This window comes from Buttiauxella sp. AC038 (genome assembly GCF_979253565.1).
On the sequence record NZ_CEEDCQ010000001.1, the window covers coordinates 2386435 to 2413419 of the forward strand.

The following is a 26985-nucleotide window of genomic DNA, read 5'->3' on the forward strand; positions in this document are numbered from 1 at the left end:
CTAATTTGGTCGCAAAGCTTATCGCGCCGTTCTGGCCTGATAGCGCTTTAACCAACGTTCGAATACGGCTGCGGGCATGGGCTTCGCAAATAAATACCCCTGCCGTTCGTTGACGCCATTCTTAGTCAGGAAGGCGTCTTCCTTTTGGTTCTCAACCCCTTCAGCGATGACCTGTAAATTAAGCGCCTGGGCGACTGCAACGATTGCACGCACCAGGGATTGGGAAACCGACTGCTTATGAATATCGCGCACAAAACTTTGATCGAGTTTTATCGCATCGATCGGGAAGCGGGCAAGCTGAGAAAGTGAGGAATAGCCCGTCCCAAAATCATCTAAATGCACCTGGGCACCCAAGCGACTGAATTGCTGAATTACCGAAAGCGCAAGGTCTTCATTTTCAATCAGGCAGCTTTCTGTAAGCTCAACATCAATCGGGCAGTATTCAAAATTAAGATCTTTCAGAGCTTGCTTCAGATCGGTGAAGATTGTTTGATCGGCTAACTGGCGGGCAGAAACGTTGACCGCAACGCGTAAATTAATGCCTTTATCACGCCATTTCGCCACCTGCTGAACCACACTTAACATTACCCATCGCCCAAGAGGCACAATTAACCCGGACTCTTCTGCATAAGAGATAAAATCCAACGGTGGAATCAGCCCGCGCTCCGGCGATTGCCAACGCACCAGTGCTTCCAGGCTTCTGACTTCACCTCTCCAGGTCATTTTAGGCTGATAGTGAATAACAAGTTGGTCATTATCGAGCGCTTTACGTAAGTTGGTGTCGAGCCACAAGTACTCAAACACGCGTTGATTCATTTCTGGAGCAAATACGCAGAACTTGCCACGACCACTCTCTTTGGCGGTATACATCGCGGTATCAGCATTTCGAATTAGACTTTCACGGTCTTCACCATGTTGCGGAGCCAGCGATATACCTAACGAGCAGCCGGAGTAGACTTCAATCAAACCAATGCGGAAGGGCTGTTTTAGTCGCGCCAGAATACGCGACGACATGGCTTCGAGCGTAGCCTGAGAGGTGTCAGTGGCGAGAACAATAAACTCATCTCCACCCAAACGCGCGAGTATCTGCCCTTCATCAAGGCAACTTAGAATCGCTAATGACACGGCCTGCAATAACTGGTCACCGAACATGTGCCCGTAAGCGTCATTCACTTTTTTAAAGTTATCAAGGTCGAGATAAACGATCCCTACCTGGGTTTCACCACGGTTTTCAATCGCGGAGGAGATTAAATCGTTGATGGCGTTACGATTTGGTAGGCCGGTTATGGTGTCGGTGTTCGCCAATACACGCAGGCGCTCCTGCGCACGGCGCTCTTCGGTGATATCAGTACCAGAACAGATCAAATAGATTTCATTCTTACCGCTACCGCTATGGACGAATTTGTTGCGAAACAAAAACAGCCGCTGGCCTTTTCGTGTTTTTATCCAACGTTCAACTTCGTAAGAATTTCCGTTACGAAAGAACCCGCTAATATTGCGCTTGGAAGCGGCGGCCTCACTACGGCTCATAAACAATTTAAAAACGTTTTGGCCAATAACTTCTTGTTCTTTAAGACCGGTATACTCTTCGCTCAAACGATTGAAGCGTTGAATATTGCCTAATTTGTCGAGAATAACGATGACAGAGTTTGCCTCCGAGACGACTTGTTCGGCGAATGAGAGTCCTTGCACCAAATCGCGGGCGACAGAAGGGGTGTCATTCCAGGCCGATGCCGAACCCGCCCACTCTTTTTTGGATACCTTACGGCCCACTAAATGTACGGAAACTTCATTACCAAATAATGAAATCGACATAGTGACGCTTGAGGTTATTACCGTCATTTGGCGGATTTGTTCCGCCTGCTCGGGCTCAAGAGCCACCACCTGGCTGATATCAGAGCTTTCGCTGGCTGCTAATTGCAGAGCGTTGCTATCGTTTGGTAAACGCCAGTATGGGCTGGTTGTCCCTAAATAACGGTAGAGCAGATTTTGCTCCAAATCGTCTTTCATGCTCTCTCCTGAACAGTGCCCGACATAGCGTGTCAGTCTGTTATTCATATTAGCAATATAAACCGATCTTAAAGCGACAACAGTGAGTTAAAGACATTGTTTTTGCAGAAGATGTGAAAAATCTGAATCTTCGGCACCTTGTTGATAGTTTTTCCTACCTTATAACAAGAAGAAAACGAGTTATGGTGCTAATCATTACCTCGTTGTGATTATGATCCTAAGAGTATTCACCACAAAAAAAGATCAAAAAAAGCTGAGCACCAGGCTCAGCTTTTAAATCTAAATGACAAACTAACCGTCAGATTGCTGGACGTGCGATCACACTACGAGTTTCCATACGAACCTCTGCGATTGTCACATCAATGACGTCTGTCACTTTGTAAGCCACTTCGCCTTTAATCTGCACGGTTCCTAGCTCCTGGCTGCATACCATCTCATCGCGGACAGTATGGATGAACGGGGCAGGGATAAAGGCAACAGCACCATTTTCAATCAGACGTACGCGCATACCACCACGGCTCACATCAATGATTTCAGCACTAAAACGAGTATCCGTTCCGGCTTTGTCACTCAAGAAACGAGCATACAGCCAGTCACCGACATCGCGTTCAGCCATGCGGTTCAGGCGACGGCGCTCAGCCATCTGTACTGTGATTTCGTCTTGCGGACGGGATGCGGTTTCACCTTTGATGATCGCTTTCAACAGACGATGGTTGATCATATCGCCGTATTTACGAATCGGTGAGGTCCAGGTTGCATAAGCCTCCAGACCCAGGCCGTAATGCGGGCCTGGCTCAATGCTGATTTCAGCAAACGACTGGTAGCGACGGATACGAGTGTCAAGGAAGGAGGTTGGCTGCGCATCAAGTTCACGGCGTAATTTGCAGAAACCGTTTAGTGTCAGCACTTCTTGCGCGTCAACGTCAAGGCCGTGACCTTGCAGCATAGTCGCCAACTGCTCAATGTTTGCCGGGTCGAAACCGGTGTGGAGGTTATAAACGCCGAATCCCAATTTCTCGCGCAACACAATGGCCGCACAGACGTTTGCCGCAATCATTGATTCTTCAACGATGCGGTTAGCGATGCGACGTGATTCCGCAATGATATCCAGCACTTCGCCTCTCTCACCTAATACGAAACGGTAATCAGGGCGGTCTTTGAACACCAGCGCGTGGGTACGGCGCCAGTCGGCACGGCTCAGGCAGACGCGTTCCAGCAGACGAATTTGCTTAGCGATAGCGTCGCTCGGTGGCTGCCAGTCGCCTTTTTCTTCTAACCAGTCGGAGACAGCGTCATAGGCCAATTTGGCTTTGGATTCGATGGTCGCAACAAAGAAGTTAATGTCTTTTTCGATGCTGCCATCTTGAGCGATAACCATGCGGCACGCGACAACCGGACGAGTAACATTAGGGCGCAGTGAACATAAATCGTCAGACAACTCGCGAGGCAACATCGGGATGTTAAAGCCCGGCAGATAGTTGGTGAAGGCGCGGACTTTAGCAATATTGTCGAGTTTACTGCCTTCAGCAATCCAGGCGGTTGGATCAGCAATGGCTACGGTCAGCTGCAATTTACCGTCAGCTAACTCTTCAACGTACAGTGCATCATCCATGTCTTCGGTGCTGGCGCTATCGATGGTGACGAAATCAAGGGCGGTCAAATCTTCACGCACCAGGCCTTCATCCAACATTTCAGTCGCTACACCATCTGGCGCTTCACGTTCAAGATTGTGACGTGACAGTGTCACCCACCATGGTGCGAGATGATCGTCACCACAGGTAATGAATTGTGTTAGGTCAGCGTAGAAAGCGCGGTCGCCTTTAAGCGGATGGCGTTTCATCTCCGCGACTGCCCAATCACCATTCTGGAAATCATGCGTGACATTGCGGTCGGCGCGACACTGAATCGCATCACGCAATAATGGGTGATCCGGAACGATAGACAGGCGGTCGTCTTTACGTTGTACACGACCAACAAACCGGCTGAGGAACGGTTCGATAAGCTCTTCTGGCTCAGCGGTTTCGCGGTCCTTGTCGGTATGAATCACCGCGCTCACGCGGTCGCCGTGCATCACTTTTTTCATCTGCGGTGGCGGAATAAAGTAACTTTTTTGGGAGTCCACTTCGAGGAAGCCAAAGCCTTTTTCCGTGCCTTTTACCACGCCTTCAACGCGTGGAGTTTGGGAATGCAGTTGCTGTTTAAGCTGCGCGAGCAGCGGGTTATCCTGGAACATATTTTTTAGTTTTCGTGGCCAAAAGAGCGGCTGACAGTTTTACGCGAAACCACCCTTTGCGGCAAGCGCTGTTTGCCGCAAAGGCACGTGCTATCAATGTCTAGCGATTATTGCCAAGCCCAATTTTCAATCGGTTTAGCCAGCCGTACAACCCTGAACTCACCAGTAATTGCAAAGCTTCACCTTCGCTAAAACCCTGTTCGAATAAAAGTTGAAGCTGGGCTGCGCTAAAACTTCCAGGTGCGCGAGTTAATACGCGGACAGCCTGGATTATCGCGCGTTCACGTGGACGGTTATGGCTCCAGGCTTGTATCGCTCTTTCACCGTTGCGCATTGCTTCAGGTAAACCACTTTCACCACGCCATGTTTTTGCAAAATCCGTAAAGCAACTGACGCTTCCGTTAATACGCGCGGTCAACAGACCAACCAAAATCTGATCATCACAGGCTTGAGCATCCGGTGGGAGCAGTAAATGAGTTATCTGGCCGAATAGGGAAAATGCCGTGGCATCGTGAAGCAGCAGCCAACTCATCTCTTGCAAGATATTTTGCAGTAGGCAGTCGTTATGTACGTCCAATTGCAGTGTGTTTGCGTAGCGTGGCTCAACTTCAGGTAAACCCGGTTGCCACTGCTTGTCGCCATCAAGGAATAACTCGGTAGGGGCATCCTGCTGCGTATCAAGCCCGGGTAGCCAGCGCACAGGTAAACTTTGTAGTGCCTGGAAAATTGCAATTACGCGCGCCTGAAACCCGATAAAGCCAATCAATTGGTTAAATGTCACCATGTCATTTACTGAAAGAGCAACCTCATCAAGTTGCTGACGCGAGACATCATCAATCAGCGTCGGTTGGCTGGCCAACTGGCGGGCGTATTGGGTGATTTGCGTCAGGCGACGGTTGCTTTCGCGCGATGAGTCTGGCCCAGGTTGGGGGGCCAGTCGGGCCGCATAATGATTGCAAAGACGCTGAACACCGTAGACCTGTGCGACAGTGAGCGCTGTACTCAGGCGGTCATAGCAACTCAGCGTATGTAAGCGGGTCACAGGGCTGTTTTCAGGCAACAAACATTCACTGATATCACGTGCAGCCGAAAGCCATGCGTACTCAGAGGTGAGCTGGTCAGCGCTAAGGTTCAAATCAAGTAAAAAACGATCTTCGAGAAACGCGGCTTCGGGAACTAACGGAAGCACGGCGGCATCGTTACGGCTGGACTGGGTTTCATGGTACCAGTGGCCTTTGCCTGAGATTCGGCGTTGTTCCATGGTCATTCCTTGGTCAAAGAGTTTACAAGCCCGGGGAAAACACCTGACGGCCTGGTTTGCTGCTTTATCCTGGCGTAAGCGCGGGAGGTGACAAAAGAATGATCGGTGATAATAAATATCGGAAAAGTATAACTACGAGAGGAATTTCAGAATTAACAGGCAAGATTGTGGGTGAGGCGAGGGTGTTAACGGGGCAGACAGACGCCTGCCCACGTTATGAACCGAATTAGTCTTTCAGTTCCAGTTCGTTCATTGCTGCGATGCTGAAACCGCCGTCAACGTGTACCACTTCGCCAGAGATACCAGCAGAGAGGTCAGAACACAGGAACGCTGCGGAGTTACCCACATCTTCGATGGTCACCGTGCGGCGAATCGGGGTAACCGCTTCGCAATGTGCCAGCATTTTACGGAAATCTTTGATGCCGGATGCCGCCAGAGTACGGATTGGGCCAGCAGAGATACCGTTCACACGCACACCTTCTGGACCCATCGCGTTTGCCATATAGCGCACGTTAGCTTCCAGAGATGCTTTAGCCAGACCCATAACGTTGTAGTTAGGGATAGCGCGTTCTGCACCCAGGTAAGACAGAGTCAGCAGTGCTGAACCTGGATTGAGCATTTCACGGCAAACTTTTGCCATCGCAACAAAGCTGTAGGAGCTGATGTCGTGAGCAATTTTGAAGCCTTCACGGGTAACCGCATTCACGTAGTCGCCATCTAACTGGTCGCCAGGTGCGAAACCGATAGAGTGAACAAAACCGTCAAATTTCGGCCAGCTTTTCGCAAGCTCAGCAAACATCGCTTCGATGCTCGCATCTTCTGCAACGTCGCACGGCAGAACCAGGCTTGAACCCAGATCTGCAGCAAACCCTTCCACACGGCCTTTCAGTTTTTCATTCTGGTAAGTGAAAGCCAGTTCAGCACCTTCGCGGTGCATAGCCTGTGCGATACCGTAGGCAATGGAGAGTTTACTGGCGACGCCAGTGATCAGAATGCGTTTACCGGTAAGAAAACCCATAGCTTTGAATCCTTATAGTTTCTGCTAATTTTATGACTTTATAATCATCAAGTTGACGATGACTAGTCACAATTTTTCAACACGAAAGTGAAATTATATCCCACTCAACGCCTGTTGTGTCAGGTTATTTTTCTTACGCCGGACGACTGGTTATCGTGTCACCAGAGGTCTGAACAGATGGTTGTGTGGCGGTCGTGGTAGACGCATTGCCGACATGCCTGATGGATACTATGTTTTAGGGTGTTAATTCGCACTTGCCTGGAAACATAATCACCGGAGATAAATGATGAAAATCACTGTTGAAACACAGGTTCATGCACCCATTGAGCAAGTCTGGAATACTTACAATCACCCTCAAGATATTGAAAAATGGAATACTGCTTCGGCAGACTGGCATACCGTCAATGCGGAGGTGGATTTAAAGCCCGGAGGTAAGTTTTCGTCACGAATGGAAGCGAAGGACGGCAGTATGGGGTTTGATTTTGCAGGTGTTTATACGAACATCATTCCGAATAAATTGATTGAATACACTTTTGGTGACCGCGAAGCGAAAGTCGAATTTACGGAGCAGGAGGGCGGTGTGAAGGTATATCTAGAGTTTGACCCTGATACTCAATACCCCATCGAGCATCAGAAGAATGGCTGGCAGGCTATCCTGGATAATTTTGCTCGCTATGTTGAAGCGAAAAAATAACGTGTTAAGGGTGGCTCTTCGCGAACGGCATCCACCCTTAATATGTTGGCTTTATCGATCTTTTCGCCACGCATCTGCTGTTAACGCTTCACCGAAATGGCTGGCGATCAGGCGTTTGGTTAGGTCATGAAGCGGGGAGGCAAGAACTTCAGCGGTGCTGCCACGCTCAACGACTTCGCCCTGATGCATCACAATCACTTTATCGCTGATGTGTTTCATCATGCCGATATGCTGAGTCACATAGATATAGGCAATGCCCTGTTTCTCCTGCAATTCAAGCATCAGGTTAATCAATTGCGAACGCATCGACATATCAAGAGATGCCAGCGCTTCGTCGGCAATAATCACTTTCGGGCGCAGGATTAACGCGCGCGCCAAACCCAGACGCTGTTTCTGCCCTGGAGCCAGCATATGCGGGTAGTAGCTGGCGTGATCGGGAAGCAAACCGACCATTCTCAGCGTTTCAATAATTTGCTTGTGACGCGCTTCCGGCTCAAGGTCGGTATTCAGACGCAGCGGGAAATCGAGGATCTGCGAAATACGCTGGCGCGGGTTTAACGAGGTGCTCGGGTCCTGGAAAATCATGCGGATATGCTGGCTTCGGTAGGTATAGTCACCGTACTGCAGCAAATGATCATTAATTAGCACTTCGCCAGTGGTTGGCTCAACCATCCCGGCAAGCATTTTTGCAAGTGTCGACTTTCCTGACCCATTCTCACCGATAACCGCCAGTGTCTGTTTTTCACGCAGAGTGAAACTCAGTGGTTTAACGGCGTCAACATGCTGACGCTGGAACAAGCCAGTTCGATAGCGAAACGTTTTACTTAAATTACGAACTTCGAGCAGCGTTTCAGCCATTACTGACTCTCCATATTCAGCGGGAAGTGACAGGCATAAAGATGTGTCTTTGCCCCCATCAAGCGAGGTGTTTCAATACATTCACGCTGTGCGTAAGGGCAGCGAGGCCCCAGTCGGCACCCCATCGGCAACTGTTCCAGTAAAGGAATCGCACCAGGCATGGTATTGAGTCGGCTTTTATGCGGCATCGGACTGCCAAAATCAGGGATCGCGCGGATAAGCGCCTGTGTATAAGGGTGGTGCGGGGTGGCAATCAGCTCTTCACTGGTTGCGCTTTCCACGGTTTGCCCACAATACATAACGTTAATTTTATCGGCCCATTTGCTCAGCATCTGCAAGTCATGGCTAATAAGCAAAATGGTGGTGTTGTTGTACTGATTTAACCGCGTCAGTAGTTTGAAAATTTGCAGTTGCGTGGTTGGTTCCATCGCGTTGGTTGGTTCATCCGCAATCAACAAACGCGGCTGGTTTGCCAGCGCAATGGCTATCATCACCTTCTGGCATTCACCGTCAGTCAGCTCGTAGGGATAGCTACGCATCGCATCTTTATGATCTTTAATTCCCACGCGGTGTAACAACTCAATGGCCCGGCGTTTGCGCCAGCCAAATCGTTTCCACCAGCGGCCTTTATAGGTCCAGCCGGGAATATTTTGCATCAACTGACGACCGACTCGTTCTGATGGGTCCAGACACGACTGCGGTTCCTGGAAAATCATCGAAACGTTGTGGCCGACCAGACGACGACGCTCGCGTGAACTCAGACGTAGTAGATCGATATCATCAAACCGCATACGGTCGGCGGTGATGCGCCAGTTGTCTTTGGTGACGCCGCAAATCGCTTTGGCAATCAGACTCTTTCCTGAACCGGACTCGCCCACTAAACCGCGAATTTCCCCTTCATTCAGAGTCATACTGACGCGGTCGACGGCTTTTACCCAACCCTCGGAAGTCATAAACTCGATGGTCAGGTTACGAATATCAAGTAATGGCATTATTGCACCCCCGCATTGATTGCGCGGCGTAAACCGTCGCCCAGCAGGTTGACCAGCAACACACTGATCATGATAGCCACTCCGGGCAACATTACTGTCCACGGAGCGACATAAATCAACTCCAGTGCGTCACCCAGCATCGAGCCCCATTCCGGCGAAGGGAGTTGCGCGCCAAGGTCCAAAAAACCTAGTGCAGCAATATCCAGAATCGCCATCGAGAGTGCGCGGGTAATCTCAGTAACCAGAATCGCCGCCGTATTAGGCATTACCGCAAACCACAGAATATTCAGTGTTGATGCACCATCAAGGCGTGCGGCAACTACGTAATCTTTTTCCAGTTCGTCGTGTACGGCGCTATAAACAGAACGCACCATACGCGGCAGCAGAGCGAGCCACACGGCAAACATAGCGTGCAACAAATGTGGCCCAACAAATGCCACAACAATAATTGCCAGCAGCAGCGACGGAATAGACAGCAGCGTATCGAGAATATGATTGAGCACAGCAGAGCGAAGGCCATGTGTTGAACCGGCAAACACGCCCAGAATAATGCCAAATACTGCTGCCGCAAGCGTAACGACAAACGCACCGCCAACTGTTGGTGCGGCACCGCTTAACAGACGGCTTAATACATCACGCCCCAGGTCATCTGTACCCAGGAAGAAAGAGACATCGCCATAGCGTGACCATGAAGGCGGTAACAGTTGATACCCCAGGAACTGTTGGTCGATGCCGTAGGGCGCAAAAACACCGCCAAAAATGCACAGCAGTACCAAAGCGCCACAACCATATAGGCCGATCATTGCCGTAGTATCGCCGTAAAATTTTCGCCATGTCAGGCGCAGAGTGCTCGGCGGGCGCTTCTCGCGATAGACGCTATCGTAAGGCATACCATTCCTTATGTGTCAGAGGGTTTGCCATGGCACCCAAAATATCGGAGATAACGTTCACGATGATTACCAATGAGCCAATGACCATCACGCCAGCAGAAATGGCCGTGTAGTCTTGTTGGCGAATTGCGTTGATAAGCCAGCGCCCAAGGCCCGGCCAACTGAACACAACTTCAGTGATCATCGCCAGAGTTAACATGGTTGAGAATTGCAGGCCGAGGCGTGGAATGACCGGAGGCAACGCGTTGTGTAGCACATGACGATGAAGAATTGTCAGGCGTGATAAACCACGGGTTGCTGCTGCTTTAATGTAGTTTTGGTCAAACACTTCAATGGTGCTTATACGCATCAGACGCACCACTTCAGTGGTCGGCGCGACGGCTAATGCCACCACTGGCAGCACCATGTGACGTATGGCGCTGACGATCATCTCTTCACGATAAGGGGAGTCCGATAGCCAGGCATCAACCAGCGCAAAGCCAGTCACTGATTTCACTTCATAAAGCAAATCAAAGCGCCCGGAAACTGGCAACCAGCCTAATGTGAGCGAGAAAAACATTGTTAGCAGCAGGGCTAACCAGAATACAGGAATAGAAAAACCAACCAGTGCCAGAGCGCTTATCAGCCGGTCTTGCCACTTATTGCGCATAATACCGGCCAGCATTCCTACCGGAATACCTATCAGTAATGCCAGGCCAAATGCCAGGATACATAGTTCCATGGTGGCAGGGAAAACAATACGCAGCTGTTCATTAATAGACTGGCCATTAATGCTCGATACGCCGAAATCCCAGTGCATGATACTTTCAAACCAGAAAACCCACGCATTCCACAGTGATGCACCTTGCAGTGGGGCATGAGGGGTAAAATAGTTGAGGCTAAAGCCGATAAAGGTCAGAAAAAACAGCGTCACCAGCAGCAATAATATGCGGCGAAGAGTGTAAATAATCATGGTGTTTTCACCTCAACATTCTCGCGGGAAACACCCGCAAACGATGCATTACCAAACGGACTTAGCACCAGCCCTTTAATGTCGTACCGATAGGCTTGCAAGCGCAGTGATGACGCCAGTGGTAGCACGGGCAATTGTTCGGCCAGAATGTCCTGAGCCTCGCGGTAAGCTTCGATGCGAGAGGCCAGTTGCTGAGACGACAACGCTTTTTGAAGCACTTCATCAAACTTCGGGTCACACCAACGAGCATAGTTGGTCTGCGATCGGATCGCGGCGCAACTAAGCATGGGGCGGAAGAAACTATCAGGGTCGTTACTGTCTGTTGCCCAACCGGCAAGCGTTAAGTCGTGGTTCATATCCATTAAGCGAGCTTCCTGGAAACGGCCTTCTACAGGAACAATAATGACCTTCACCCCAATTTGCGCCATGTCAGCCTGGATAAGCTCTGCCGTTTTCAGCGGGCTTGGGTTCCATGCCTGAGAGCTAGTCGGAACCCATAGACGCAATTCCAGGTTGTTAAGTCCGAGCGCTTTTAATTGCTGGCGAGCTTTCTGCGGGTTGTATTCGGTAATTTTGGAGTCACTGTCATAAGCCCAGGAAGCACGAGGCAAAATAGAAGCGGCTGTTTCGGCTGTACCGTAGTAAATCGACTGCATCAGGCGTTGGTTGTTAATGGCCAGCGCCAGAGCATGACGTACTGCTGGGTTATTTAATGGTGCTTTGTTGGTATTAAACGCCAGATAAGCGATGTTCATTCCCGGACGCAAAGTAAGACGCAGTCGCGGATCATCACGTAAAATTGTCAGCTGACTGGCTGCAGGATAGGCCAGCACATCGCATTCGCCGGTAATCAGTTTCGATAAACGTCCTGTACCACCTGAACCCAAATCCAGAACAACTTGTGGCATTAATGGAACACCGCGCCAGAATTTCGGATGGCGTGCAAGGCGAATATATTGCCCCGCGCGATATTCACTTATCTGGAATGGCCCTGTGCCAACCGGCTGACGGTCCATTAATTCCTGACGGTCGGCCTTAGTCAGTTGATCAGCATATTCTGCGGACATCACGGATGCGTAATGTGTAGCCATATGCCACAAGAAAGAGGCATCTGGTTTTTCCAGTCGGAACTCAACAGTGTTGCTATCAAGCTTGCGAACGCTTTTTACCGAATCAGGGAACTGAAGGCTATCGAAGTAAGGGTAGTTGCCGCCGTTAACGTTATGCCATGGGTGTTTGCGATCAAACACGCGTTGGAAGCTGAATACCACATCATCGGCATTCAGTGCGCGAGTGGGTTTAAACCATGGTGTGGTCTGGAACTGAACGTTCGGGCGTAAATGGAAACGATAAGTCGCACCGTTATCCAATACTTCCCAGCTCTCGGCCAATTCTGGCATCAGGCGATAAGTGTAAGGATCAACATCCAGCAATCGGTCGTATAGCTGTGCGGCAAGGGTGTCCACAGTCAAACCACCGCTAGCCATCTGCGGGTTAAAGGTATTGACCTGACCGTTGACACAATAAACAAATCCGCTGCTACGGATATCAGCTGGCTTTTCAACAGGTGTTGCAGCAAATGCCGCGCCACTCAGGCAGCTAACCGCCAGTAACAGGGAGGAGACAATTCCGCGCATAAGTTTTTGAGTTTTCTCGGGTGATAGCCAAAGTGTATCGCACTCTGTAGGGCTTCCCAAAATATGTCAGGCTATTTTGCTTTTTTATTAAACAATGCCGTTAAAAAAGGTAAGGAAATGCTGGTTTTTACGGCGTTTGCGGCCTTTGGGGTAAAGTCAAAAGGCCGCTTTCCGGGGAATCAGAATGCTAAACTGGCACTTAATGTTCCGTTAAAACCGGTGCTGCTATGGTCTGCGGCCAGCACATTCGCACTTGCGGCCAGCATCAGATTCCCCGTAGCCGCGCTCAAGTTAATGCCCGCTTTATAGAGGTTATCGCTATCAAACGCAGAAACTTGCGAAATGCCGAAGCCATACAGCGTGCCATTTGAAGTCGCCTGCGCGTCGCTTAACAAACGCTCATAGCCGACATTCAGACCCGGTGTCACTGCCCAGTTGCCCGGTGTAAATGGTTTCAGGTTGATATCCAGATTGCTGACCAAACTGGTTTGCGTATCATTGCTGCCATCCATATCCAACGCCACTTCGCTACCGGTTTCCTGGAAATCATCCAGATGCAAATGCGTGACCTGCACGCCGAGACTGGGGTCGAAAGTCACAACACCTGGCACCCGCCAACCCACGCCTGCTCGCGCGCTGTAAAATTTCCCATTGGTGTCACCCTTGGCGGTTTCGAAACCCTCACCAGGGCGGCGATCGCTCTGGTAATCAATGTAACCCGCGCTGCCCTGTAAAGTGCCATAAGGTCCATCTTGCAGGCTGCGGATGGCGTAACGCCCACCAAGTATAATAAACGTCGAGTTAGTTTTGACTTCATCGCCATTACTGCTGACCTGCCCGTGGCTGTATCCCACGCCACCATTAACTGAAGCCTGTTCACTGGTACGCCATGTGCCGCCTACAATCGCGCCTGCGGAATGTTCATTGCTGCTGCTGGTTGATGGCGATGCGTTGGTGCCAAGATAACTGTCCACGCCCGTCATCCAGACTGATGTACGACCCACAGCGAGCTGGCTACCGGAAGTCCACGGGGCAATTTTGTCGTTAATTTGCGAGGCTGTGCGCAAAAGGTAACTCTCTGCATCGGCATGAACCTGTCCGCCGATGCGTTTTTCCATGCCGCCGAGGGAGCCGCTATCAATGGCCGATTGCAGGAAATAGTTATACGCAGTGTATCGACCAGAAAGAGGGGAATCTTGCAAGGCGGCGAGGAATGCAGCACCTTCTGCTGCATTTCCGGTAAATGACTGCTGACCTGGCAACTGTGCATAACTCACCATTTTTCCACGCAGTACATAAATCGTTGCCTGATCCAACCCCAATCCTTGCTTCAGGTAATTATCCACACTGCCGTAACTTAGCAAAATCTGGTCGAACCCTGCTTGTAGCCAGTTCGCCTGCACGCCCATTATCGTGCGATAAGTGTCTGCCATTGAAGCCGGAAGGACGGCAACGGTGGCGTTGATACGCGCGGCAGTATAATCGTTGGTGGCGAGATAGTTCGCCATAATGTCTGTGGAACTCACGCCTGCAATAGATTGCAGAATTGCCGCCGTCCAGCCAGTGCGATCTTTGCCGGCGGTGCAGTGGAAAATGGCTGCGCCATCGGCTTCGGCTAACGCCCGGAATTCTAGTGCAAGCCCCTGGCGGGAAAAATCGTTGGTCACGAAACTCCGTTCGCCATCTTCCATCATGGCATTCACACTCTGTAACGACATACCCGCCAGGGAGCTGGTGATGCTGCTGGTATTCCCGGCATTGCCAATCAAATCAGCATTAATATATTGCGCGCCAGCGGGTAGGGTATCGGGCGTCGCCGCAATTTCAGCGGTGGTGCGCAAATCCACTACCGTCGTGATATTCAGCGTATTGAGGATTGCCAGATCAGAAGTCGTCGGCGTTAAGGCGTTGGAACGATAGAACACACCAGCCCGCATCACTCCATCGTGGCTGGTGCTATACGCAGCAGTGGTTCCGGCAACGTCACGGAAATTATCCATCCCCTGCAAGCGCGGGGTATTTACCGTGAGATCAGCCGCCTGAGCACCGCAGCACAATAGATAAATGATTGTTGCTGCGTAAGTTTTCTGGAGTTTCAAAAGTAATCCTTAAGTGAGTTAAGCAAAGCGGCGCTGATTGTAGGGTGGTTATGTTAAGGATTTGTTTCAGTGTGGTTTCAGCAGTGATAGGCAGGCTAATAAAGTGCTGAGTAACGACTTTAAAAAAGCCTACAGAAAGCGGGTTGGCGTTATGAAAAAGGGATTCAAAAGAATAAAATCGTTGGCTGACGACTTATGCCAGCCATAAATATTTATTATCACTCAGGATGTACAACCTGATGTTTTTTAAGCAATGCCCGTAGCTGATGGTAGGTGAGACCAAGCAAATCGGCGGCCTTTCGTTGGTTATATTTCGCCTGCACCAGACTCTGTTCCACCAGCGTTTTTTCCTGCTCGTTTTGCCATTTGCGCAGATCCATCGGTAACGAGAGTTGTGACGCTTCGTGTTTCACACCAGGCGCGGGCTTACGCGCAAAGGGATCGAGGATCACTTCATCGACCTGCTCCTCGCTGTTGCCATGGCGGTAAACAGAGCGCTCAACCACGTTTTTTAGCTCGCGGATATTTCCCGGCCAGGCATAATTCAACAGTGTTAACTGTGCTTGCTCGGTAAAACCCGGGAAGAAGGACAAGCCCAACTCGCGACACATGGTGATCGCGAAATGTTCAGCCATCAACATGATATCGGTTTGGCGCTCACGCAGCGGTGGCAGTTTCACTACATCAAAAGCAAGACGGTCGAGCAAATCAGCGCGGAATTTCCCTTCTTCAGCAAGTTTTGGCAGATCGGCGTTGGTCGCACAAACCAATCGCACATTGACCTGCAACGGCTGGCTGCCGCCAACACGCTCAAGCTCACCGTATTCCACGACACGTAAAAGTTTTTCCTGCACCATCATGGGTGCAGTTGCCAGTTCATCAAGAAACAACGTACCGCCGTCGGCGCGTTCAAAGCGCCCTGGATGGCGCTTCTGAGCGCCGGTAAAAGCCCCAGCCTCATGCCCGAATAGTTCTGAGTCCAGCAAGTTGTCGTTGAGTGCCGCGCAGTTAAGGGAAATAAACGGTCCTTGCCAACGGCGCGAAAGGAAGTGTAGGCGATTGGCAATCAACTCTTTACCTGTTCCGCGCTCGCCAATCACTAACACGGGTTTCTCTAACGGTGCCAGGCGGGAGACTTGTTCCAGCACTTCAAGAAAGCTGTTTGCTTCGCCAATCAGGTTATCTTTGCTGTCTGCCATGATTAAATTAACCAATAGTTAGTGAATATAACCACTATAAACGTTATGCATAATGAGTCAAATTTAATCATTCTGTTAAAAATCAATGTGATAAAAAGTTGGCACACCGCTTGCAATATTCTTGTCGTGCTGGGTGCCGGGCACCTGAAATAATGACTAAAGAGGATTGAATTATGGGTATTTTTTCTCGTTTTGCCGACATCGTGAATGCCAACATCAACTCACTGCTTGAGAAAGCGGAAGACCCACAGAAGTTGGTGCGCCTGATGATTCAGGAAATGGAAGACACACTCGTTGAAGTGCGCTCCACTTCGGCTCGTGCGCTGGCTGAAAAGAAACAGCTTTCCCGCCGTGTAGAGCAAGCGACCGCACAGCAAGCCGAATGGCAGGAAAAAGCCGAACTGGCACTGCGTAAAGATAAAGAAGATCTGGCACGTGCGGCATTGATCGAAAAACAAAAAATGACCGACCTGATCGCCACCCTGGAAGATGAAGTGGTGCACGTCGATGAAACCCTGGCGCGTATGAAAAAAGAGATTGGTGAGCTTGAGAATAAACTCAGCGAAACCCGTGCGCGCCAGCAGGCGTTAACGCTACGCCATCAAGCAGCCTCTTCTTCACGCGATGTTCGTCGCCAGTTGGATAGTGGCAAAATCGATGAAGCAATGGCTCGTTTTGAATCTTTTGAGCGCCGTATTGACCAGATGGAATCAGAAGCGGAAAGCCACAGCTTTGGCAAACAGAAAAATCTCGACTCACAGTTTGCTGAACTGAAAGCCGACGACGAGATCAGCGAACAGCTGGCTGCGCTGAAAGCTAAAATGAATAACCAGGAACGTGGGTAATTCACTTTAACTGCGGCGTGCATGGCGCGCCGCAGCTGGCCTGACTTGTAAAAGGAGTACACATGAGCGCGCTTTTTCTTGCCATTCCGTTAACCATATTTGTGTTGTTTGTCGCCCCCATCTGGCTGTGGTTGCACTACAACAACCGTGCCGCGAATGGCGGGCAGCTTTCTCAAGGCGAGCAACAGCGGCTGGCTCAGCTAACTGAAGAATCACGCCGTATGCGTGAACGAATTCAGACGCTGGAGCAGATCCTTGACGCAGAACATCCGAACTGGAGAGACAAATAATGGTGAACTCAATTTCCGGTCGTAAATTGTGGCGTATCCCTGAAAAAGGGATGGTGAAGGGGGTTTGTGCAGGTATCGCGCAATATCTTGATGTGCCTGTCAAATTGGTACGCCTGATTACCGTGTTAGCGATGATTTTTGGCCTATTTTTCTTTGTGATGGTGGCCTACATCGCACTGACTTTTATTCTTGACCCAATGCCCGCGGGTGCTGACCAGGCAACGCCTCAACCGACCACGCGCGATTTGCTCGACGAAGTTGATGCTGAACTTGCGGCAGGGGAACAGCGTTTACGGTCTATGGAACGCTATATAACCTCTGATACCTTCACGTTACGTAGCCGTTTCCGTCAGCTTTAATGTTCTCTATGGGGGCGATTGCCCCCGTTGTAATCGGGAGAAACCATGTCTAAATTCCAGACGGCTGCGAACAAGGCTAAGCCGGGCCTGAAAATTGTCGGTAAGTTAGTATTGCTGACTGCCCTGCGCTACGGCCCTGCAGGCGTCGCGGGTTGGGCCGTTAAATCTGTCGCGCGCCGTCCATTGAAAATGCTACTGGCGCTGACCCTTGAGCCACTGCTGGCACGAGTGTTGCGCAAAATTTCTGCTCGCACTCAAGGCGGCACCGCAAAGTAATCTTTTCTCCACACTTTTGATTTTCAATTCATTTGCCATTGATTCGGTATTAACAACCCATATTTATTACAATCAGTGAAGATTCTCCTCAGTTGAGAGACAACGGGCGCAACCAGGACGCATATGAACAGAATCAAGAATGAACTGAATGCCCTGATGAACCGGGGTGTGGACCGACATTTACGTCTTGCCGTAACCGGTTTAAGCCGCAGCGGCAAGACGGCTTTTATCACCGCGATGGTGAACCAATTATTGAGCGTGCATAACGGCGCGCGTTTGCCGTTGCTTAATGCGGTACGTGAAGAACGCCTGCTTGGCGTGAAACGTGTGCCGCAGCGTGATTTAGGTATTCAACGTTTTACCTATGATGAAGGCCTGGCGCAGTTATTCGGTTCACCACCGAACTGGCCGACTCCGACTCGCGGTGTTAGCGAGATGCGCCTTGCGCTGCGTTATCGTTCTAACGATTCACTGTTGCGCCATTTCAAAGACACATCAACGCTGTATCTGGAAATTGTCGATTATCCTGGTGAGTGGCTGTTGGACTTGCCGATGCTGGCGCAAAATTACCTGAGCTGGTCGCGCCAGATGACCAGTCTGCTTACCGGCGATCGAGCCGAATGGTCTGTGCAGTGGCGCAAATTATGTGAAGGTTTGGATCCGCTGGCTCCTGCCGATGAAAATCGCCTTGCAGCCATTTCAGAGGCATGGACTGAATATCTGCTGCACTGCAAACGAGAAGGTCTGCATTTTATTCAACCAGGTCGTTTTGTTTTACCTGGCGATATGGCTGGCGCTCCGGCGTTGCAATTCTTCCCGTGGCCAGATGTGGATAGCATTGGCGAATCGAAACTCGCTCAGGCAGACAAAACCACCAATATCGGCACCTTGCGTACACGTTTTGAATACTACTGTGAAAAAGTGGTTAAAGGGTTCTACAAGAACCACTTCCTCAAATTTGACCGTCAAATTGTACTGGTGGATTGTCTTCAGCCGCTGAACAGCGGGCCACAGGCGTTTAACGATATGCGTCTTGCGCTGACGCAACTGATGCAAAGTTTCCATTACGGCCAGCGCACGCTATTCCGCCGCCTGTTTTCGCCGGTTATCGACAAACTTTTGTTTGCCGCCACTAAGGCCGATCACGTTACGGTAGACCAACACGCCAACATGGTCGCACTACTTCAGCAACTGGTGCAGGACGCCTGGCAGAATGCGGCATTTGAAGGTATCGACATGGACTGCATGGGGCTTGCGTCAGTACAGGCAACACAAAGTGGCCTGGTTGACGTGAAAGGCGAGCAAATCCCGGCACTGCGTGGTAACCGTTTAAGTGATGGTGCGCCGCTGACTGTCTACCCAGGCGAAGTTCCGGCGCGTTTGCCAGGCAGTGCATTCTGGGAGAAACAAGGTTTTCAGTTTGAACAGTTCCGCCCGCAAGTCATGGATGTAGACAGACCGATGCCACATATTCGGATGGATGCGGCACTGGAGTTTTTAATCGGGGATAAATTGCGATGAATGAACCATTAAAACCGCGTATAGATTTCGCGCAACCGCTGGAAGTGGAACAAGAACCCATTTATAAAGCACCACACGCATTTAGCGAGCCTGAAGCAGAAAAATTCACACCAGCACTAACTCAACTCGATGAAATGGAAGACGATGGGCAGGCGGAAGCGGTGATTGAAGCGGCGCTACATCCTAAACGTAGCCTCTGGCGACGCATGGTTCAGGTTGGGCTTGGGTTATTCGGTGTCAGCGTTGTGGCGCAAGGTATCCAATGGACGCATAACGCATTTATAACCCAGGACTGGATTGCGCTCGGCGGCGGTATTGCCGGTGGGTTAATTATTGCCGCAGGGATTGGTTCAGTCGCTACCGAATGGCGACGGTTATGGCGTTTACGCCAACGAGCCGAAGAACGCGATGAAGCACGTGATTTGATGAACAGTCACGGCATGGGCAAAGGCCGGGCATTTTGTGAAAAATTGGCACGTCAGGCTGGGCTTGATCACGGACATCCTGCGCTGCAACGCTGGTATGCGGCAATTCACGAAACGCAAAATGACCGGGAAGTGGTCGAGTTGTATGCACGTCTGGTTCAGCCAGTGCTCGATAATCAAGCGCGTCGGGAAATAAGTCGCTCCGCTGCTGAATCAACATTGATGATTGCTGTAAGTCCGCTTGCGTTGGTGGATATGGCGTTTATTGCATGGCGCAATTTACGACTGATTAACCGAATCGCCACGCTTTACGGCATCGAACTTGGATACTACAGCCGTATTCGTTTGTTCCGTCTGGTGCTACTGAACATCGCCTTTGCCGGAGCGAGTGAACTTGTGCGTGAGGTGGGGATGGACTGGCTAGGTCAGGATCTCGCAGCGCGACTGTCTACTCGTGCAGCGCAGGGGATTGGCGCAGGTTTACTGACGGCTCGCCTTGGGATTAAAGCAATGGAGCTTTGCCGTCCGTTGCCGTGGATTGATGGTGACAAGCCTCGTCTGGGTGACTTCCGTAAGCAGTTGTTGGTTCAGCTCAAAGAGACGATGAGTAAGAGCAAAAATAAACCTGTCGAGTGACACTTTAATGATGCCGTGAGCCTTAAGGTTTACGGCATCACCTCCATTCATAGACTTATCTGTCAACTTTTCTTAACACATCTCTTCTGACCGTAACTTATCTGGAGTATCATCACTCCACCCAATGACTCAGCTTTTTGCAATTGAAGGACACCTCCATGCGTCTGGAAGTTTTTTGCCAGGACCGCCTTGGTCTGACTCGAGAATTACTTGATTTACTTGTGCTGCGTAGTATCGATTTGCGAGGAATCGAAATTGATCCAATTGGGCGAATTTACCTGAATTTCTCGACACTTGAATTTGACTCGTTCAGCAGTCTGATGGCTGAAATTCGCCGTATTCCAGGCGTTACGGATGTTCGTACTGTGCCGTGGATGCCTTCCGAACGTGAGCATCGTGCACTTAGTGCATTGCTTGAAGCGCTACCTGAGCCTGTACTTTCGCTGGATATGAAAAGCAAAGTAGAGCTGGCGAACCCAGCGAGCTGTGCGCTATTCGGACAGAATGAAGACAAGCTGCGTAACCACAATGCCGCAAGTCTGGTGAATGGTTTCAATTTTATGCGTTGGCTTGAAAGTTCTCCGGCTGAGTCGCATACCGAACATGTGGTCATCAACGGGCAGAACTTCCTGATGGAGATTACGCCGGTTCATCTGGATAGTGAAAACGAAGAGTCTTCACTGGTGGGGGCGGTTGTTATGCTGCGCTCCACTGTGCGTATGGGTCGCCAGCTACAAAATCTCTCTAACACTGATGTCAGCGCTTTCAGTCAGATTGTCGCTGTCAGCCCGAAAATGCGCCATGTCGTTGATCAGGCACATAAACTGGCATTGCTGAATGCACCTTTGCTGATAGTTGGTGATACAGGTACGGGCAAAGATTTACTTGCACATGCTTGCCATCTTGGTAGCCCGCGAGCGCAGAAACCCTATCTGGCACTCAATTGTGGCTCAATGCCTGATGACGTCGTTGAAAGCGAACTGTTTGGCCACGCGCCAGGGGCATACGCTAACGCTGTTGAAGGTAAGAAAGGCTTCTTTGAGCAGGCTAACGGTGGCTCGGTTCTGTTGGATGAGATTGGTGAGATGTCGCCGCGTATGCAAACTAAACTGCTGCGCTTCCTCAACGATGGGACTTTCCGCCGCGTGGGTGAAGAACACGAAGTACATGTTGATGTTCGTGTGATTTGCGCCACTCAGAAGAACCTGGTTGAAATGGTACAAAAAGGGGAGTTCCGTGAGGACCTCTATTACCGCTTGAATGTACTGACGCTGAATCTGCCGCCTTTGCGTGATCGCCCGCAAGACATTATGCCTCTGACTGAATTGTTTGTGGCACGATTTGCCGATGAACAAGGGGTACCGCGCCCGAAATTGGCAAATGACCTGAGTAATGTGCTTACGCGTTACGGGTGGCCGGGTAATGTGCGTCAGTTGAAAAATGCAATTTATCGCGCGTTAACGCAGTTGGAAGGGTACGAATTGCGTCCACAAGATATTTTGCTGCCTGATTTTGACACCGTCAGTTTGGCTGTTGGCGAAGAGGCGATGGAAGGGTCGTTGGATGATATTACCAGCCGCTTTGAGCGCTCGGTACTGACACAGCTTTATCGTACTTACCCAAGTACGCGTAAGCTGGCAAAACGCCTGGGTGTTTCACATACGGCGATTGCGAACAAATTACGTGAATATGGTTTGAGCCAGCGTAAAACAGAAGAGTAGTAAGAATGCCCCCGGTTATCGGGGGCATTAACACTTAAGCCTGGAGAGCTTCCAGCGCCGCAGCATAATCTGGCTCGTTAGTGATTTCATTCACTAACTGGCTGAATACCACTTCATCTTTCTCATTGATAACCACAACCGCACGGGCAGTCAGGCCTTTCAGTGCGCCTTCAGAAATACCAACGCCATAAGCTTGCTGGAATTCAGGGTTACGCAGAGTAGACAGCGTTACCACGTTGCTCAGACCTTCTGCACCGCAGAAGCGAGACTGTGCAAATGGCAGATCGGCAGAAACACACAGTACAACAGTGTTATCCATCTCAGTTGCCAGTTGGTTGAATTTACGCACAGATGCCGCGCAAACGCCGGTATCGATGCTTGGGAAAATGTTCAGTACTTTACGTTTTCCGGCGAACTGGCTCAGTGCAACATCAGAAAGATCTTTTGCTACCAGAGTGAAAGCTTCAGCTTTGTTGCCAGCTTGTGGGATCTGACCTGCAACCGCTACAGGGTTGCCCTGGAAATGAACGATTTGTGACATGTTTGATTTTCCTGTTTACATATAATTAACGCCGCGAACAGTGTATGTCAGTATTCCTCGTCTGAATATAAAAAACTGATAGTGCAAGTAAAAGTGTTCGCTGGCTATATACCCTTCATACTTCATGCTGCCTCTTTGTTGGCTGCGCTCTTCACCCAACAAATCTGTCTGGAACAGATTTGAACGCTGTTACAGCGGCCCCGGAGGGGTGAGGCCCATGGATGGGCCGAATAATCACTGACTTATGTAAGCTCATCGGGATTCGTTCCCTTGCCGCCTCGATGCACCTTGAATTATTTTGGGTATACTCTGCGAAGGATACAAACAACGACCACAGGCAAAACAATAATGAGAACAGTCAAGGTTTACCAGGAAGCATGGCCTCTCCATACACCGTTTGTGATTTCACGCGGAACTCGCAGCGAAGCGGTAGTTGTGGTGGTTGAGCTGGAAGAAGACGGTATCAAGGCAGTGGGCGAGTGCACGCCGTATCCGCGTTATGGCGAAAGCGTGGAATCGGTGCTGGCGCAAATCACCACGGTTATACCTCAACTGGAAAAAGGGATGACGCGCGCGCAGCTGCAAGATGGTTTGCCGGCTGGTGCCGCGAGAAATGCCGTCGATAGCGCTTTGTGGGATTTAGAAGCCAGAAAGAACAAGCGTACGCTGTCATATACTGCGGGCGTTGAGCTTCCTGAATTAATTACTACAGCACAGACGGTCAGCATTGCCGAACCTGAGCAAATGGCGGCGGCGGCAAAACTATTGTGGGATAAGGGCGCGCGTCTTTTGAAGGTCAAAATTGATGACCGACTAATCACTGAACGTATGGTGGCGATTCGTGCCGCGGTTCCCGAAGCCGTTTTAATTGTTGATGCCAACGAAGCATGGCACAGCGATGGGTTGGCGGCGCGTTGCCAGTTACTGGCCGATCTCAATGTTGCGATGCTTGAGCAGCCTTTACCGGCCGGACAAGACAGTGCGCTGTCTAACTTCATTCATCCGTTACCTATTTGCGCTGACGAAAGTTGCCATACCCGCGAAAGTTTGCGAGAGCTGAAAGGTCGTTACGAGATGGTAAATGTGAAGCTGGATAAAACTGGCGGCTTAACCGAAGCTCTGGCGTTAACTCAGGCCGCGCGCGAACACGGTTTTGATGTGATGTTAGGCTGTATGTTGTGTACCTCGCGAGCAATAGCCGCAGCGTTACCGCTGGCAGCTAAAGTCCGCTTTGCCGACCTCGATGGCCCAACCTGGCTGGCTGTGGATGTTGAGCCTGGCTTGCATTTTGAAACCGGTAAGCTTTATCCGTAACGGATAATTATTTTTGCCAGTGCAATAAGCCCATCATGGCATCCAGATACCGCTCACTCGCATCGTCAGCCGAGATGGGCGGGAACTCTGCGGTAATACAAGGCAAATCTAAATCTGCGCACCAACTACCAAAAGAGCCGGGCGTTTCATAACCGACACTTGTAACCAACGGCAGTTTGAATTCCTTCGCAAGCCAAGCCCCGAGTACTGAATTATCAGGATCTTCAATGCAACCTAAAGGGTCGTGGAAAGAGACAACCCATGCAGGTTGTAAAGTATGAATCAGTTGGCATAAGGCTGCGGTTTCTGGCTCTGAACCCGGTTTTTTGCCTGTAGAGAGCACCACATCACGTTCATCCGCGCTACTGTTCCAACGATAAACCGTTTCACCTGATTTCCAGTTGGCTGCGGGAAAATTACGATTCAGGTCTACACCATTGGCGTTGGCGCGTAAGCCAAGTTGGCAACCATCTGGATTGACGGCCAGCACCACATGATGACGACGATATTCGGGCTCAAGAGTGCGTAATGCGCAAGACAGCGTAACCATCGCTGCATTTTCATCGCCATGTGTACCGGCAATAATTAACCCACTGCGCTGCTCGCTGGGTGCTGCGGGGAACCAAATAAGCGGTGCGCCGAAAACAGATTTACCATAACGTTCGCTGCCCGGAGGCAAATGGCCTCGTTGCGAACGAGGGCGGTGGCCTGACATAAATGTCCTTACTGTGATGAGTTGCAATACGTTATTAATATCAGTGTTTAGCAAAAATCTCATCTGAAACAAATAGCCGCCAGGCCATAGTGCTTAATCAATGAGCAGGGAGGTCTTTTTCCCCGTAAAGGTCATTGGCAATCTCATTCTCAAACGGAACAAGCTGAGTGCACGGATAGACATGTGAACCTAATGCCAGGCTATATTCCATTCCTTTCAAGTTGGCCACGGCTCCGCCCCATACAACCGCTGGGCGATCATTTTCCAGAATGACCAGAGTTTTGGACAAACTATCATAATTAACCGGCTGATATTTATCATATTGCTTGTTACTGGTGTTGTGAGAAGTGAAGAGATCGATATTGCCAGTCTGATTGTTTTTCAATCCAAGAATGATTCGCCCTTCGTCGGAACCTTCCATTTCAGCAATCTGAACAACAATCTCTTTACCACATGTCTGATGCAAAGAGGCTTTCAGATTACCCAGCATTGCTGGTGTTGGTTCTGCTGCCCATGCTGTGGTAATACAACTGATGAGTACTGTAAAAAGGAGATGTTTGTGTGTCATTTTCTTTCCCTGTTATTGATTGTGGTTTTTGGTGCGAATCATACGAGAAAGGCAAAACAAAAGATGATATAAAAAATGCGTTTAGACAGTTGAAATGAAAAATTCAGACAATTGCTATTTTCATCTATTCGCTTATGTAGGGATGCTATTTTTCTTATTGGCAAAACAAGTAATTGCGATACATTACTGGTCAGTTCTGGGCGTGATACGTCCCTCTCTAAAAATTAACAACTACAGGGTCACTCATGAGAATACCTTTTCGTATAACGACTTGTGCATTAACGCTTACGTGCCTGTTTTCTCAAGCCTGGGCTGCGGATGTTCCCGCGGGTACTAAACTTGCCGCCGACCAGAGTCTGGTGCGCCATATCAAAGATGAGCCTGCGTCTCTTGATCCAGCCAAAGCAGTAGGGTTACCGGAAATTCAGGTAATCCGTGATCTTTTTGAAGGGCTAGTGAATCAAAACGAGAAAGGGCAACTCGAACCTGGTGTTGCGACGAAATGGCAAAGTAATGATAACCGCACCTGGACCTTTACTCTGCGTGATAACGCGCGTTGGTCCGATGGAACACCTGTAACCGCGCAAGATTTTGTATATAGCTGGCAGCGTCTGGTTGACCCTAAAAACACCTCACCATTTGCATGGTTCGCAGCTCTTGCAGGTATTAACAACGCGCAAGCCATCATTGATGGAAAAATGCCTGCGGATAAGTTGGGGGTGACGGCAGTTGATGCCAGAACGCTACGAATTCAGTTGGATAAACCAGTACCGTATTTCCCAAATCTTACGGCCAATTTCTCGTTCTACCCGGTTCCTAAAGCTGTAGTTGAGAAATTCGGTAACGACTGGACTAAGCCTGGTAACCTGGTGGGTAACGGCGCATACGCACTTAAAGATCGCATCGTTAACGAAAAGCTGGTGGCGGTACAGAACCCTCATTACTGGGATAATAGTAAAACAGTTATTACCCAAGTGACGTTTATTCCGATCAACCAAGAATCTTCGGCAACAAAACGTTATCTGGCGGGGGATATTGATATTACTGAATCTTTCCCGAAAAACCTCTACCAGAAATTGCTAAAAGATATTCCAGGTCAGGTTTACACCCCACCGCAGTTGGGTACGTATTATTACGCTTTCAATACTCAAAAAGGCCCGACTGCCGATCAACGAGTGCGTCTTGCCCTGAGTATGACCATTGATCGTCATATAATGGCTGAAAAAGTGCTGGGGACAGGCGAAAAACCTGCATGGCGTTTTACTCCGGATGTAACCGCTGGATTTAAACCGGAAACTTCGCCATTTGAGCAAATGAGCCAGGAAGAGGCCAATGCACAGGCGAAAACTTTATTGCAGGCCGCAGGCTACGGACCGACCAATCCGCTTAAACTCACCCTCTTGTACAACACCTCGGAAAACCACCAGAAGATTGCTATAGCAGTGGCTTCAATGTGGAAGAAAAATCTGGGTGTGGATGTGAAGCTGCAAAACCAAGAGTGGAAGACATATATCGATAGCCGTAACACCGGTAACTTCGATGTTATCCGCGCTTCATGGGTAGGTGACTACAACGAACCGTCTACCTTCCTGTCATTGTTAACTTCATCCCACAGCGGCAATATCTCACGCTTCAACTCGCCGGAATATGACAAAATCCTGCAGCAAGCGAGCCAGGAAACTACGGATGAAGCGCGTAATAAAGACTACAACCAAGCTGAGAAAATCATCCAGGAAAAAGCGCCAATAGCGCCTATCTATCAGTACACTAATGGCCGTTTAATCAAGCCATGGTTGAAAGGTTATCCAATTAATAACCCTGAAGATGTCGCATATAGCCGCACGATGTATATCGTGGCTCACTAGATTTAGCCCATCCTTCGTGATGCCGGCCAGTTACGCAACTGACCGGCTCTTTGAACATATATTCTT

General features: G+C 49.9%; 24 protein-coding genes. 10 read left to right on the forward strand and 14 right to left on the reverse strand.

Annotation, left to right across the window (positions count from 1 at the left end):
* Nucleotides 1-18 precede the first annotated feature (18 nt).
* The 4 genes from pdeR to fabI all read right to left on the reverse strand — a co-directional run bounded on the left by pdeR (nucleotide 19) and on the right by fabI (nucleotide 6522).
* On the reverse strand, nucleotides 19-2010 hold the full coding sequence (gene pdeR / locus AC0IXI_RS11395; RefSeq protein WP_064511614.1) for a cyclic di-GMP phosphodiesterase: 1992 nt from the start codon (nucleotides 2008-2010) through the stop codon (nucleotides 19-21).
* Nucleotides 2011-2308: 298 nt separating this feature from the next.
* Entirely contained in the window at nucleotides 2309-4243 is a 1935-nt protein-coding gene (locus AC0IXI_RS11400) for an exoribonuclease II (protein ID WP_471682420.1), read from the reverse strand.
* Between the two features lie 100 nt (nucleotides 4244-4343).
* Nucleotides 4344-5504, reverse strand: coding sequence for a CMD domain-containing protein (locus tag AC0IXI_RS11405; RefSeq protein ID WP_471682421.1), 1161 nt, complete (start codon nucleotides 5502-5504; stop codon nucleotides 4344-4346).
* A 226-nt stretch (nucleotides 5505-5730) separates the two neighbouring features.
* Nucleotides 5731-6522 (reverse strand): enoyl-ACP reductase FabI, encoded by a 792-nt coding sequence (gene fabI / locus AC0IXI_RS11410; RefSeq protein WP_064558757.1) that lies wholly within the window; start codon nucleotides 6520-6522, stop codon nucleotides 5731-5733.
* A gap of 283 nt (nucleotides 6523-6805) precedes the next feature.
* Here fabI and AC0IXI_RS11415 point away from each other — a divergent pair, with 283 nt between their 5' ends.
* Nucleotides 6806-7216: an SRPBCC family protein gene (locus AC0IXI_RS11415; protein WP_134182408.1), complete on the forward strand. Its 411-nt coding sequence runs from the start codon at nucleotides 6806-6808 to the stop codon at nucleotides 7214-7216.
* Nucleotides 7217-7267: 51 nt separating this feature from the next.
* Here the strand turns inward: AC0IXI_RS11415 and sapF are convergent, their stop codons facing one another.
* The 7 genes from sapF to pspF all read right to left on the reverse strand — a co-directional run bounded on the left by sapF (nucleotide 7268) and on the right by pspF (nucleotide 15858).
* Nucleotides 7268-8074 (reverse strand): putrescine export ABC transporter ATP-binding protein SapF, encoded by an 807-nt coding sequence (gene sapF / locus AC0IXI_RS11420; protein ID WP_134182410.1) that lies wholly within the window; start codon nucleotides 8072-8074, stop codon nucleotides 7268-7270.
* Nucleotides 8074-9066: a putrescine export ABC transporter ATP-binding protein SapD gene (sapD, locus tag AC0IXI_RS11425; protein ID WP_134182412.1), complete on the reverse strand. Its 993-nt coding sequence runs from the start codon at nucleotides 9064-9066 to the stop codon at nucleotides 8074-8076. The genes sapF and sapD overlap by 1 nt, the downstream gene beginning before the upstream one ends.
* Nucleotides 9066-9956 carry a putrescine export ABC transporter permease SapC gene (gene sapC / locus AC0IXI_RS11430; RefSeq protein ID WP_064511607.1) on the reverse strand — a complete coding sequence of 297 codons (891 nt, stop codon included), beginning with the start codon at nucleotides 9954-9956 and terminating at the stop codon, nucleotides 9066-9068. Before sapC ends, sapD begins: the two co-directional genes overlap by 1 nt.
* A complete protein-coding gene (gene sapB, locus AC0IXI_RS11435) occupies nucleotides 9943-10908 on the reverse strand; it encodes a putrescine export ABC transporter permease SapB (protein ID WP_064511606.1) in 966 nt (321 codons plus the stop codon). The genes sapC and sapB overlap by 14 nt, the downstream gene beginning before the upstream one ends.
* Nucleotides 10905-12545: an ABC transporter substrate-binding protein SapA gene (sapA, locus tag AC0IXI_RS11440; protein ID WP_471682422.1), complete on the reverse strand. Its 1641-nt coding sequence runs from the start codon at nucleotides 12543-12545 to the stop codon at nucleotides 10905-10907. Before sapA ends, sapB begins: the two co-directional genes overlap by 4 nt.
* Nucleotides 12546-12724: 179 nt before the next feature.
* On the reverse strand, nucleotides 12725-14644 hold the full coding sequence (locus AC0IXI_RS11445; RefSeq protein ID WP_471682423.1) for a tyrosine-protein phosphatase: 1920 nt from the start codon (nucleotides 14642-14644) through the stop codon (nucleotides 12725-12727).
* A gap of 218 nt (nucleotides 14645-14862) precedes the next feature.
* On the reverse strand, nucleotides 14863-15858 hold the full coding sequence (gene pspF / locus AC0IXI_RS11450; protein WP_413498210.1) for a phage shock protein operon transcriptional activator: 996 nt from the start codon (nucleotides 15856-15858) through the stop codon (nucleotides 14863-14865).
* Between the two features lie 158 nt (nucleotides 15859-16016).
* On the opposite strand from pspF, the gene pspA reads away from it, so the two are divergent.
* The 7 genes from pspA (at nucleotide 16017) to tyrR (ending at nucleotide 21916) form a co-directional block, all read left to right on the forward strand.
* A complete protein-coding gene (pspA, locus tag AC0IXI_RS11455; protein ID WP_034455458.1) occupies nucleotides 16017-16688 on the forward strand; it encodes a phage shock protein PspA in 672 nt (223 codons plus the stop codon).
* 62 nt (nucleotides 16689-16750) lie between these two features.
* Nucleotides 16751-16978: an envelope stress response membrane protein PspB gene (gene pspB / locus AC0IXI_RS11460; RefSeq protein ID WP_064511603.1), complete on the forward strand. Its 228-nt coding sequence runs from the start codon at nucleotides 16751-16753 to the stop codon at nucleotides 16976-16978.
* Nucleotides 16978-17337, forward strand: a complete 360-nt coding sequence (gene pspC / locus AC0IXI_RS11465) for an envelope stress response membrane protein PspC (RefSeq protein ID WP_064511602.1) — start codon at nucleotides 16978-16980, stop codon at nucleotides 17335-17337. Before pspB ends, pspC begins: the two co-directional genes overlap by 1 nt.
* A 45-nt stretch (nucleotides 17338-17382) precedes the next feature.
* Nucleotides 17383-17613 (forward strand): phage shock protein PspD, encoded by a 231-nt coding sequence (gene pspD / locus AC0IXI_RS11470; RefSeq protein WP_064511601.1) that lies wholly within the window; start codon nucleotides 17383-17385, stop codon nucleotides 17611-17613.
* A gap of 123 nt (nucleotides 17614-17736) precedes the next feature.
* Nucleotides 17737-19134, forward strand: a complete 1398-nt coding sequence (locus tag AC0IXI_RS11475) for a YcjX family GTP-binding protein (RefSeq protein WP_471682424.1) — start codon at nucleotides 17737-17739, stop codon at nucleotides 19132-19134.
* Nucleotides 19131-20195 (forward strand): YcjF family protein, encoded by a 1065-nt coding sequence (locus tag AC0IXI_RS11480; RefSeq protein ID WP_064511599.1) that lies wholly within the window; start codon nucleotides 19131-19133, stop codon nucleotides 20193-20195. The genes AC0IXI_RS11475 and AC0IXI_RS11480 overlap by 4 nt, the downstream gene beginning before the upstream one ends.
* A 158-nt stretch (nucleotides 20196-20353) precedes the next feature.
* Nucleotides 20354-21916, forward strand: coding sequence for a transcriptional regulator TyrR (tyrR, locus tag AC0IXI_RS11485; protein WP_064511598.1), 1563 nt, complete (start codon nucleotides 20354-20356; stop codon nucleotides 21914-21916).
* Nucleotides 21917-21950: 34 nt separating this feature from the next.
* Here the strand turns inward: tyrR and tpx are convergent, their stop codons facing one another.
* The gene (gene tpx / locus AC0IXI_RS11490) at nucleotides 21951-22457 is read right to left on the reverse strand and encodes a thiol peroxidase (protein WP_064511597.1); all 507 of its coding nucleotides are present in this window, start codon (nucleotides 22455-22457) and stop codon (nucleotides 21951-21953) included.
* Nucleotides 22458-22805: 348 nt separating this feature from the next.
* On the opposite strand from tpx, the gene ycjG reads away from it, so the two are divergent.
* On the forward strand, nucleotides 22806-23771 hold the full coding sequence (ycjG, locus tag AC0IXI_RS11495; protein WP_064511596.1) for an L-Ala-D/L-Glu epimerase: 966 nt from the start codon (nucleotides 22806-22808) through the stop codon (nucleotides 23769-23771).
* A 7-nt stretch (nucleotides 23772-23778) separates the two neighbouring features.
* Here ycjG and mpaA read toward each other — a convergent pair whose 3' ends face one another.
* Both mpaA and AC0IXI_RS11505 read right to left on the reverse strand, forming a co-directional pair.
* Entirely contained in the window at nucleotides 23779-24486 is a 708-nt protein-coding gene (gene mpaA, locus AC0IXI_RS11500) for a murein tripeptide amidase MpaA (RefSeq protein ID WP_134182420.1), read from the reverse strand.
* Nucleotides 24487-24583: 97 nt separating this feature from the next.
* Nucleotides 24584-25054, reverse strand: coding sequence for a hypothetical protein (locus AC0IXI_RS11505; protein ID WP_134182422.1), 471 nt, complete (start codon nucleotides 25052-25054; stop codon nucleotides 24584-24586).
* A gap of 245 nt (nucleotides 25055-25299) precedes the next feature.
* Here AC0IXI_RS11505 and AC0IXI_RS11510 point away from each other — a divergent pair, with 245 nt between their 5' ends.
* Nucleotides 25300-26919: a peptide ABC transporter substrate-binding protein gene (locus tag AC0IXI_RS11510; RefSeq protein ID WP_134182424.1), complete on the forward strand. Its 1620-nt coding sequence runs from the start codon at nucleotides 25300-25302 to the stop codon at nucleotides 26917-26919.
* Nucleotides 26920-26985 lie beyond the last annotated feature (66 nt).

What these genes read in the sequence shown, in the direction of transcription:
- sapB (WP_064511606.1), bottom strand. Translation starts at nt 10,908, where the DNA reads ATGATTATTTACACTCTTCGCCGCATATTATTGCTGCTGGTGACGCTG.
- sapD (WP_134182412.1), bottom strand. Translation starts at nt 9,066, where the DNA reads ATGCCATTACTTGATATTCGTAACCTGACCATCGAGTTTATGACTTCC.
- AC0IXI_RS11405 (WP_471682421.1), bottom strand. Translation starts at nt 5,504, where the DNA reads ATGGAACAACGCCGAATCTCAGGCAAAGGCCACTGGTACCATGAAACC.
- tyrR (WP_064511598.1), top strand. Translation starts at nt 20,354, where the DNA reads ATGCGTCTGGAAGTTTTTTGCCAGGACCGCCTTGGTCTGACTCGAGAA.
- AC0IXI_RS11475 (WP_471682424.1), top strand. Translation starts at nt 17,737, where the DNA reads ATGAACAGAATCAAGAATGAACTGAATGCCCTGATGAACCGGGGTGTG.
- AC0IXI_RS11510 (WP_134182424.1), top strand. Translation starts at nt 25,300, where the DNA reads ATGAGAATACCTTTTCGTATAACGACTTGTGCATTAACGCTTACGTGC.
- ycjG (WP_064511596.1), top strand. Translation starts at nt 22,806, where the DNA reads ATGAGAACAGTCAAGGTTTACCAGGAAGCATGGCCTCTCCATACACCG.
- sapA (WP_471682422.1), bottom strand. Translation starts at nt 12,545, where the DNA reads ATGCGCGGAATTGTCTCCTCCCTGTTACTGGCGGTTAGCTGCCTGAGT.
- AC0IXI_RS11505 (WP_134182422.1), bottom strand. Translation starts at nt 25,054, where the DNA reads ATGACACACAAACATCTCCTTTTTACAGTACTCATCAGTTGTATTACC.
- AC0IXI_RS11480 (WP_064511599.1), top strand. Translation starts at nt 19,131, where the DNA reads ATGAATGAACCATTAAAACCGCGTATAGATTTCGCGCAACCGCTGGAA.
- pspD (WP_064511601.1), top strand. Translation starts at nt 17,383, where the DNA reads ATGTCTAAATTCCAGACGGCTGCGAACAAGGCTAAGCCGGGCCTGAAA.
- pspC (WP_064511602.1), top strand. Translation starts at nt 16,978, where the DNA reads ATGGTGAACTCAATTTCCGGTCGTAAATTGTGGCGTATCCCTGAAAAA.
- fabI (WP_064558757.1), bottom strand. Translation starts at nt 6,522, where the DNA reads ATGGGTTTTCTTACCGGTAAACGCATTCTGATCACTGGCGTCGCCAGT.
- tpx (WP_064511597.1), bottom strand. Translation starts at nt 22,457, where the DNA reads ATGTCACAAATCGTTCATTTCCAGGGCAACCCTGTAGCGGTTGCAGGT.
- sapF (WP_134182410.1), bottom strand. Translation starts at nt 8,074, where the DNA reads ATGGCTGAAACGCTGCTCGAAGTTCGTAATTTAAGTAAAACGTTTCGC.
- pspB (WP_064511603.1), top strand. Translation starts at nt 16,751, where the DNA reads ATGAGCGCGCTTTTTCTTGCCATTCCGTTAACCATATTTGTGTTGTTT.
- pdeR (WP_064511614.1), bottom strand. Translation starts at nt 2,010, where the DNA reads ATGAAAGACGATTTGGAGCAAAATCTGCTCTACCGTTATTTAGGGACA.
- AC0IXI_RS11400 (WP_471682420.1), bottom strand. Translation starts at nt 4,243, where the DNA reads ATGTTCCAGGATAACCCGCTGCTCGCGCAGCTTAAACAGCAACTGCAT.
- sapC (WP_064511607.1), bottom strand. Translation starts at nt 9,956, where the DNA reads ATGCCTTACGATAGCGTCTATCGCGAGAAGCGCCCGCCGAGCACTCTG.
- mpaA (WP_134182420.1), bottom strand. Translation starts at nt 24,486, where the DNA reads ATGTCAGGCCACCGCCCTCGTTCGCAACGAGGCCATTTGCCTCCGGGC.
- pspA (WP_034455458.1), top strand. Translation starts at nt 16,017, where the DNA reads ATGGGTATTTTTTCTCGTTTTGCCGACATCGTGAATGCCAACATCAAC.
- AC0IXI_RS11415 (WP_134182408.1), top strand. Translation starts at nt 6,806, where the DNA reads ATGATGAAAATCACTGTTGAAACACAGGTTCATGCACCCATTGAGCAA.